The sequence below is a fragment of the Geomonas sp. genome (assembly GCF_035254065.1).
In the GTDB taxonomy this organism is placed as follows: Bacteria; Desulfobacterota; Desulfuromonadia; order Geobacterales; family Geobacteraceae; genus Geomonas.
Map to the genome: position 1 here is coordinate 1 of NZ_DATFBA010000310.1, position 8,735 is coordinate 8,735.

The window sequence follows — 8,735 nt, forward strand, 5'->3', positions numbered from 1 at the left end:
GGCGACGGCGGCGCGTGCCGCCTCCGCGCGTTCGCGGTAATTGCTGTAGTTTCCCTCGTGGAAGGTCACCACCCCCTCCCCCTCGAAGGCGAGCACACCGGTCGCCACCTTGTCCAGGAAGAAGCGGTCGTGGGTGACCATCAGCACGCAGCCGGGGAAGGCGGCGATGGAGGCATCCAGAAGCTGCAGGGTCGGGATGTCCAGGTCGTTGGTCGGCTCGTCCAGCACCAGCAGGTTGGAGTCCTGCAGCATGAGCCGCGCCAGGATCAGCCTGCTTTTCTCGCCGCCGGAAAGGCTCCCCACCGGGCGCCTGCGGTCCTCGGGGGAAAAGAGGAACTCCTCCAGGTAGCCGATCTTGTGCCGCTTCTCGCCGCGGCAGGTGACGTAGTCCCCTTCCCCGAAGAAGTCGTAGATGGTCTGCGACGGATCGAGCACCTCGCGCAGCTGGTCGAAATAGGAGATCTTGGTCTTCTTCCCCACCACCACCCGCCCGTCATCGGGCTCCTCTTCGCCCATGATCATCCGGATAAGGGTGGTCTTGCCGCAGCCGTTGGGTCCGATCACGCCGATCCGGTCTCCGCGCTTCATGCCGAAGGTGGCGTTCTTGATGAGTTGCTTGTCGCCGTACCCCTTGCTGACCTTGTCCAGCTCCAAAATGGTGCCGCCCAGCCCTTCCTCGGTGGAAAAGCCGATCTTCAGTTCACGCCTGGCCGGCCACGAGACGGCCTCCTCCAGGTCGTAGAAACGGTCGATGCGCGCCTTCTGCTTGGTGCCTCGCGCGCACGGACCCCGCCGCATCCAATCGGTCTCGGTACGAAGCAGGTTCAAAAGCTTGGTGCGGGTGCGCGCCTCGTTGGCAAGCTTCTCCTCCCGCTGCACGAGGTAGGCGGAGTATCCCCCAAGATAAGAGGTCATGGCACCCATTTCCAGCTCCAGCATCCTGGTCACCACCTGGTCCAGAAAGTAGCGGTCGTGGGTGATCAGCATGACGGCGCCGGGATAGGCCTTGAGATGCTCCTGAAGCCATTGGGTGGTATCGGCATCCAGATGGTTGGTCGGCTCGTCGAGGAGCAACAGTTCGGGCGCCTGCAACAGGAGCTTGGCGAGCGCCACGCGCCGCTTGGTGCCGCCGGAAAGGACGCCGATACGCTGGTCGCGCTCGGGGAGCTGGAGGTGGGTCATCATCTCGGAGACACGGTGGTCGGTGTTCCAGCCCCCATGGTGCTCGATCCAGACCGAAAGCTCCCCCTGGCGCGCCAGCAGCCGCTCCATGTCAGGAGGGTTAGCCGCCATCCGCTCGGAGAGCTCGTGGAAGGTGGCCATCGCCTTGCGGATCTCCACCAGCCCCTTCTCGATCTCCGCCGCCACCGTCGAGTCGTCGTCCAGCACCGGCTCCTGGCTCAGGTAGCCGACCGAGGCGCCACGCTTCATGGCGATGGAGCCCCCCTCATGGTCCTCCACACCCGCCAGGATGGTGAGCAGGGTCGACTTGCCGGCGCCGTTGGCGCCGATCAGCCCTACCCGCTCGTCCTCGCCAACGGCGAAGGTCACGCCATTCAAAAGCTCGCGGGAGCCGAAGCTCTTGGAAAGACCGGTTACATCGATTACGTTCATTTACACTCCGAAGGGTTCATTATTGCCTGTCTCGACTGCCTATCTCGGCCACGTCCCGCCGCCTCAGTTCCCCTCGCCCCTTTAGGGGAGAGGGTGGCCGAAGGCCGGGTGAGGGCTGGCCTCGACATGGCGAAAGTCCCGCCCTCACCCCAGCCCTCTCCCCCCAAGGGGGCGAGGGAGAGTTGAACAAGGATCAGCGCCCGAGCAGGTCGCTCAGCCTGTTGAGGAGCGAGGAGGGACGATACTGCTTGGGAATGGAATAGGTGCCATTGCGGGTGACCGGGACCGCCATCTTCCCCAGCGGGGTGTCCAGATCGAGCGCGGCGGAGACCTGATACGGGATGGCGTCCATATTGGGCCTGCGCTTCAGGATTTCCAGCAGTTCGGCAAAGGTGATCTTGATCGGGATGCGGACGTCGGTTTCGGCCTTGGAGGGAAAACTGATCTCTTCCCGTGCCTCCCCTTTGGCCAGGGGGAGCGCCATCACCTTGAGATCGTAGTTGTATCCCAGCAGCTTGACGTCGAAGGCGTTGGGGTTGGTAACGCCCAGATACAGTTCCATACCAGCCCCCCGGCCGTCCACCGAAACTACCGAGAGGTCTTTAACGGTCACTACCGGCTGTTTCACGAAGGAGGTGCAACCGGCCATGGAAAGCGAGATGAGTAGCAGCAGCAGTAACGAGTAGGAAAATTTCTTCAACTGGAACTCCTTCAATTTACCCCATCCTCACCCTGGCCCTCCCCCCGCCTTCGCCAAGGCTACGGCGGGCAGGCACTGAAGGGGAGGGACTCGTGGAAGTTGCGGCGATGTCTATGGCACTAATATCTTGCTCCGTCTCCACGCGCGGTGAAAAAGCCGTTCCTTCTTCACTAAAATGGGCGGATCCCCGCAAGGGAACCCGCCCACTATAGCACAACCTATCATTAAACTTCAAAGGGACTGTCAGTGGCCGGCCGCCATCCGCATGGCATCGAGGGAGGCTCCCCTCTCGAGTTCGCGCAGAAGCTCGGCGCGGAAGCGTTTGCGGATCTTGTCGTAGGCCATGGCGGCAGGTCCCCTGCCGCAATAAAGCCTTTTCGCACGCGAGAGGTTTCCTTTGGCCACATGCAGCTTCTCATGAAGCTCCCGCACCGCCGCCTCCGCACACTTCTCGTCGTCCCTCATCTCTGACGGGCGGTAGCCGTGGCTTTCCGCCCTCTCTGGCATCAACTGCCAGACTCCCATCGCCCCCTTGGGCGACACCGCGCGGGAGGAGAGCTTGTGCCCACCGGTTTCGGCCAGCGCTATCTCGGCCAAGTCCAGCGGGGTGAACCGTGTCCCCTCCGTTTTCTGGTAACAGATCTCTGCCAGCCACTTGGCCCGCTCCGGCGTGGTTCGACGCGCGAATGCGGTCAGTATGGCTGGTACCATTTTTTTCCTACGCTCCACAAGGGCTTCCTTGGGCGCCACAATTGGCGCCGAAGGGCTCGAAGCGGCTGCTGTTTCCACCTGCTTCTTGCCCGACTCCCCCACAGCCAGCGCCCGGTCCGTTTCCGAGAGTCCAGGACTCACCGGGACCTGCGCCTGCTGCAGGTGGGACTGGTCACACGACGTGCTAAAAAGCAGGGTCGCGACCAGTGCAATAGCAGATTTTTTCATAGTTTAATGTCAGTTGATGGCTCTTGCCGGCTTTAGGTAAATCACCGTAAGTGTCGGTTAAGCCTGCGCCAATCATCTCCTTTCATTAGAATGTGGTTAGGCTAAACCCAACCGGAGCTTGCAAGTCTACCCGATTAAAAATAATTTGCAAGTTTTATATTAGAATGTTCACATAATCGCGAAGTTGCATTAGCATGGGGCCCTAGGCTTGCTAATGGTGTTGCCTGCTCACCGTCGTCAGTCTTATTACTCCCCTCGCCCCCTTGGGGGAGAGGGGCAGGGGGTGAGGGCGGGACCCTTTCCGCAGCGCCGGGCGCCCTCACCCGGCCTTCGGCCACCCTCTCCCCTGAAGGGGCGAGGGGTAAGATGCCCTTGGCACGCAGGAAATAAAAAAGGGGCCGCGTGGCGACCCCTTGGTGGACAACTCTGTCTCTGTGGGAACGGTTAAAGCTGGACCCCCATGATGCCGGCGACAGTATGGATGTCCTTGTCCCCCCTGCCGGAGAGGCAGACCACGATGGTCTGGTCGGCGGAAAGGGTGGGCGCAAGCTTCAGCGCATGGGCGACCGCGTGGGAGGATTCCAGCGCGGGGATGATCCCCTCTTCCCGGGTCAACTCCTGGAAGGCGGCCATCGCCTCGTCATCGGTGATGGAGACGTAGCTCGCCCGGCCGGAATCCTTGAGGAAGGCGTGCTCGGGGCCGACGCCCGGGTAGTCGAGGCCCGCGGAGATGGAGTGGGCGTGGGCGATCTGGCCGAACTGGTCCTGCAGCAGGTAGGTCTTGTTGCCGTGCAGCACACCGACCGTGCCGGCGCAAAGCGGAGCCGCGTGCTTGCCGGTTTCGATGCCGTAACCCGCCGCCTCCACACCGATCATCTTTACGGAGCTGTCCTCGCGGAAGGGGTGGAAGAGGCCGATGGCGTTGCTGCCGCCGCCCACCGCCGCCACCAGGTAGTCGGGAAGTTTCCCCTCCGCCTCCAGGTGCTGGGCGCGCGCCTCCTCGCCGATGATGGCCTGGAAGTCGCGGACCATGGCGGGGTACGGGTGCGGCCCGGCCACCGTGCCGATGATGTAGAAGGTATTGTCCACGTAGGTGACCCAGTGGCGAAGCGCCTCGTTCATGGCGTCTTTCAGCGTGGCGGTCCCGGAGGTTACCGGGGTCACCTTGGCTCCCAGCAGCTTCATGCGGAAGACGTTCAGGGACTGGCGATGGATATCTTCCTCGCCCATGAAGACCTCGCACTCCATGCCGAAGAGGGCCGCGACGGTGGCGGTTGCCACGCCGTGCTGGCCGGCGCCGGTCTCGGCGATGACCCGTTTCTTACCCATCCGCTTGGCCAAAAGCGCCTGGCCGATGGTGTTGTTCACCTTGTGGGCGCCAGTATGGTTGAGGTCCTCGCGCTTCAGGTAGATCTTGGCGCCGCCCAGTTTGCGGCTGAGCTTCTCGGCGAAGTAAAGGGGGTTCGGTCGACCGACGTACTGGCGCAGGTAGTAGGCGAACTCCTTCTTGAACTCGGGGTCCTCGCGGTATTGGTTGTAAGCCTGCTCGAGTTCGAGGAGCGCGGGCATCAGCGTTTCGGAAACGTATCTGCCGCCGAAACGGCCGAAATGTCCATTGTGGTCAGGCTGGTTCAAAGTGGTCCTCCGCTGCCTTATTAGAAGGGTCATCATAGACTGGACACTGCGAAAAAACAAGGCTAAAGGCGAAAAAGCAAAGGCTGAAAGGCATCTGGAACAGGGATAAAGGGTATAAAGGGGATAAAGGGGATAAAACCAAAAACGTGAACAAAGGCTTAAAAACTCGAACAGGGATAAACAGGATACACGGGATAAAGGCAAAGACGGAAACCTTCTTCGAAACTATGGTGCGTTTCCTTTTGCCTTCCTCTCGGCTTTACGATACAAAAAAGCCTTCATCCCGTTGATCCGCTTTTATCCCTGTTCAAATTGCTTTTAGGTTTTTACGAGGAACCATATGCCCTTGCAGAACCCCTTCCACATAGTTCTCATCGAACCGGAGATCCCACCCAATACCGGCAATATCGCCCGCCTTTGCGGTGCCACTGGAACCATCCTGCACTTGGTCGGCAAACTCGGCTTCTCGACGGACGACCGCTACCTCAAGCGGGCCGGACTCGATTACTGGAGCGAGGTGGATATCCACTACTGGCCCGATCTGCCGGCGCTGCAACAGGCCTACCCGAACGGGCGCTTCATCTATACCAGCAAGAAGGCGCCGCACAGCTACCTTACCATGCGCTTCCAGCCGGGCGATTTCATCGTCTTCGGGAAGGAAACCAAGGGGCTGCCGGAGGAGTTGATCGAGGCGAACCTGGAGATGACGGTGAGGATCCCCATCATCGGTAAGGTGAGGAGCCTCAACCTCTCCACCTCGGCGGGCATCGTCCTGTACGAGGCGCTCCGCCAGACGGGTGCGCTGGAAGGGGAGTAGCCGGGCCCCTTCTGGAGAGAAATTTTTCAGGGTGAAAACAAAAAGCCCCTTCGACAGACACCGCCGAAGGGGCTTTCTTCGTTTAAAGCTGGAGAGGGTCAGGGGAGGCTGGCTGTTACTTCCGGCTACGGCGCTCCCACCCGGCGCCATAGCCGTTGTGATTGACCTTGTCGTACTGCAGTTGGCTGGCTGGCAGCGGCCGCCTGTTCTCGGCGGGATGACCAATGGCCACCATGCACTCGACCTTCATATGCTCGGGGAGCCCCAGCAGTTCCTGGATGTACTGCTCTGAGGTCGTGTCCCGGTTTTGCTGCCGGTTGCGAATCTGGATCCAGCAGCTCCCCAGCCCAAGCGACTGGGCCGTCATCTGCACGAGGATGGCGGCAATCGAGCAGTCTTCGACCCAGACGTCGGTCTTGGTGCTGTCGGCGCAGATCACCACCCCCAGGGGGGCATCCTTCAGAAACGACGAACCATGTTGCTTGGAGGTGGAGAGCTTCTTCAAAAGCTCCCGGTCATCGGCCACCACGAACTCCCACGGATTGATGCCGCGTGAGGAAGGTGAACGAAGCAGCGCTTCGATCAGCAACTCGACCGTCTCCCGGTCGATGGGCTGCTCGGTGTAGGCGCGGATGCTGCGACGTTTTCTTATCAGCTCTATCAAGGGGGAACCTCCTGCTCATAAAAAGTGGGGCATTGTAGCCTGTTCTCTTCATTTGGTAAAGCGGCACTCATTCTCACGACCAAGCGTTGTCAAGATAGGCGCTGCGCCAACTTATCGTCCTCGTCCAACTCTCCCTCGCCCGCAGGGGGCGGGAGAGCTGGGAGTGCCAGGAAAGGTTTGAGCCTTCTTTTATCTTGAGAGCCGAGGGGAATGACAATATAGTAGTCAGACTCTTTATTTCTGGAGCGAACTCTGCTACGCTAGCGCAACTTGACGTGCACGTAAACGACAAATAGAAATACATCCAAAGGAGATAAACTTGTCAACTTCGGCCCTTGCGAAAGAATGTGCCCCCACTCGCCCGCTGGTGGATCTGAGCGGCGAGGATGGATGGATTCCCTTTGATGCCCCGTCGCTGGTAGGTGAGTCGCTGATTTTCGTCTCCGGCGACCCGGACGGAAACCGCTTCCGGACCCGCTACTACCGGGACAGCGAAAAACATCTGCACGCCCGCATCTGGTTCGGGCCGGAAACCGGGGGCCCTCCCGGTCACGCCCATGGTGGCGCGGTGGCCGCGGTGATGGACGAATGCCTCGGCCTGGCGGCCTGGGCGGCCGGCTACGCAATCGTGGTCGGCAATCTCAATGTGAGTTTCCGCAACATGCTGCCGCTCGAGAAGGTGGTCACCGTCGAGAGCCGGGTGGTTTCCGCCGAAGGGCGCAAGGTCATGGTGCACGGCCGCATCTTCTGCGGTGAGACGACCTACGCCGAGGCCGAGTGCCTCTGCATTACGATTCCGCAGAAGAAGTAGGTATAGCTTCACCCCTCTGTCCCTCTTTATATCACCCCTCGCCCCCTCGGGGGAGAGGGGCAGGGGTGAGGGCGGGACTCCCCCACGCGTCGCGGCAACCCTCACCCGGCCTTCGGCCACCCTCTCCCCTGAAGGGGCGAGGGGATGAGAGTCCTTCTGGACGCGACTTTTTCTACCCGCCTTGTGGATTCCGTATCTCCACCCTTCCCGGCGTCGCCCATTCGTTGTGCCCACCTGGAATCTCCCGGAACCTCGCCGTCGGCTTGCTCTCCGCCAACGCCCTGGCGAAGCGGATGGGAATGATGGTGTCGTCGCGGGCACCGATGATCTCCAGAGGTCCCTGGTATCCCTTGAGCGCCTTCACGTTGTTCCAGTTGTCCCATAAGATGAGCCCCACCGGCAGATACGGGAAGTGGTAAGAGGCCACCGTGCCCAGGACGTCGTATGGCGTGACCAGTACGATCTTGTCAGGGGGAGGCGAGACTCCGGCCAGCACGGAGGCGGGACCGCTGCCGATGGATTCGCCGACCACGCAGACGGGGATATGGGGAAAGCTCGACCTCAGCACCCGGTAGGCCTGTTCGGCCGTCTGGTTGAAGGCCGCCAGCGAGGGGGAGCCGGGCCTGTTTCCGTAGCCGGGGTACTCCAGGATGAAGACGGAATCAAGCGGCGAGAAGGAGGAGAGCGCGTAGACGCGGTCGCTTGCCTGTCCCCCGTTTCCGTGCAGCATCAACCAGACGTTGCGGGGTGCGGCTACCTCCCGGGCGTAACCGATCAGCTCCCCGCGGTAGCGCCACTCGGCAAGGCCGCTGCTGTTACGGTGATGGGTGGGATAGTACAAAAGCTTTCGCTGGAAGACGGCGAAGGCGGCCACCAGCAGCAGAAGACAGACGAGCAGCACAATGGCGAGACGCAGCATCCTTCCCCCTCAGCCCAACCGATACCACAACCAGCAGAGTACGAGACAGTTGAAGAGAGTGGTGGTCCAGAAGAGCACCTGGAACGACCGTTTCCTCGTTTTATGACGCAACACCTGCTGCGCGAGCAACGCTCCCGGCCATCCCCCCACCAGCGCCAGCAGGTGCAGGGTGCTTTCCCGGGTCCGCCATCGGCCGGACTTGGCGGCGGACTTGTCGAGGGCATAGCTGAGGAAACTGACGACGCTGGCGAGCAGGTAGATCGAGCAGACGGCGGCCATCAGCAGCCCTGGACGCACTGATTCAGGGGCTGACACAGCGTGCTCAATGTAAGTCTGTAACGACATTCAAACTCCAGGGCTCAAACTGGACAGGGAAGGCCATTATAACCGTCCAACTCTTAGTCAGCAATAGACATGGCTATGACAGCTTTACCAGAGTTCACCTTCTTGCAACAGTGACACGACGCTGTACAATGACATTTATTGTTATTTTTTAATGCAGTGACTACAGCGGCAGCAAGGAGGGCAATGTGAACCTTGACGGCTACAAGCAACTGCTCGCCATCGCCCTGGCCGCTGCCACCTGCTTCTTTTACATCCTCTGGTTCTTCCTCCCTCCCATCCGCCTGGTCTGGC

The 8,735-nt window shown here is 60.8% G+C and carries 9 protein-coding genes; 2 read left to right on the forward strand and 7 right to left on the reverse strand.

All coding sequences use genetic code 11. The features are described from left to right. From VJ604_RS14230 to trpB, 4 genes are all read right to left on the reverse strand, one after another. The coding region (locus tag VJ604_RS14230; RefSeq protein ID WP_324083572.1) for an ABC-F family ATP-binding cassette domain-containing protein at positions 1-1,614 on the reverse strand (1,614 nt) is incomplete at its 3' end. Between the two features lie 193 nt (positions 1,615-1,807). Further along, entirely contained in the window at positions 1,808-2,314 is a 507-nt protein-coding gene (locus tag VJ604_RS14235) for an LEA/WHy family protein (protein WP_324083574.1), read from the reverse strand. A 243-nt stretch (positions 2,315-2,557) separates the two neighbouring features. Further along, positions 2,558-3,025 (reverse strand): transglycosylase SLT domain-containing protein, encoded by a 468-nt coding sequence (locus tag VJ604_RS14240; protein ID WP_324083576.1) that lies wholly within the window; start codon positions 3,023-3,025, stop codon positions 2,558-2,560. A 672-nt stretch (positions 3,026-3,697) separates the two neighbouring features. Next, positions 3,698-4,888 (reverse strand): tryptophan synthase subunit beta, encoded by a 1,191-nt coding sequence (gene trpB, locus VJ604_RS14245; protein ID WP_324083578.1) that lies wholly within the window; start codon positions 4,886-4,888, stop codon positions 3,698-3,700. 340 nt (positions 4,889-5,228) lie between these two features. Here trpB and VJ604_RS14250 point away from each other — a divergent pair, with 340 nt between their 5' ends. After that, entirely contained in the window at positions 5,229-5,705 is a 477-nt protein-coding gene (locus VJ604_RS14250; RefSeq protein ID WP_324083580.1) for a tRNA (cytidine(34)-2'-O)-methyltransferase, read from the forward strand. A gap of 115 nt (positions 5,706-5,820) precedes the next feature. On the opposite strand, the gene VJ604_RS14255 is transcribed toward VJ604_RS14250, so the two are convergent. Further along, on the reverse strand, positions 5,821-6,369 hold the full coding sequence (locus tag VJ604_RS14255; RefSeq protein ID WP_324083581.1) for a nitroreductase family protein: 549 nt from the start codon (positions 6,367-6,369) through the stop codon (positions 5,821-5,823). Positions 6,370-6,688: 319 nt separating this feature from the next. Between VJ604_RS14255 and VJ604_RS14260 the strand changes: the two genes are divergently transcribed. Continuing rightward, on the forward strand, positions 6,689-7,180 hold the full coding sequence (locus VJ604_RS14260; RefSeq protein WP_324083583.1) for a PaaI family thioesterase: 492 nt from the start codon (positions 6,689-6,691) through the stop codon (positions 7,178-7,180). A gap of 172 nt (positions 7,181-7,352) precedes the next feature. Here VJ604_RS14260 and VJ604_RS14265 read toward each other — a convergent pair whose 3' ends face one another. Together VJ604_RS14265 and VJ604_RS14270 are read right to left on the reverse strand one after the other, a co-directional pair. Next, positions 7,353-8,099, reverse strand: a complete 747-nt coding sequence (locus VJ604_RS14265; protein WP_324083585.1) for an alpha/beta hydrolase — start codon at positions 8,097-8,099, stop codon at positions 7,353-7,355. Between the two features lie 9 nt (positions 8,100-8,108). Then, entirely contained in the window at positions 8,109-8,396 is a 288-nt protein-coding gene (locus VJ604_RS14270) for a DUF1294 domain-containing protein (RefSeq protein ID WP_324083586.1), read from the reverse strand. Between the last annotated feature and the right edge of the window lie 339 nt (positions 8,397-8,735).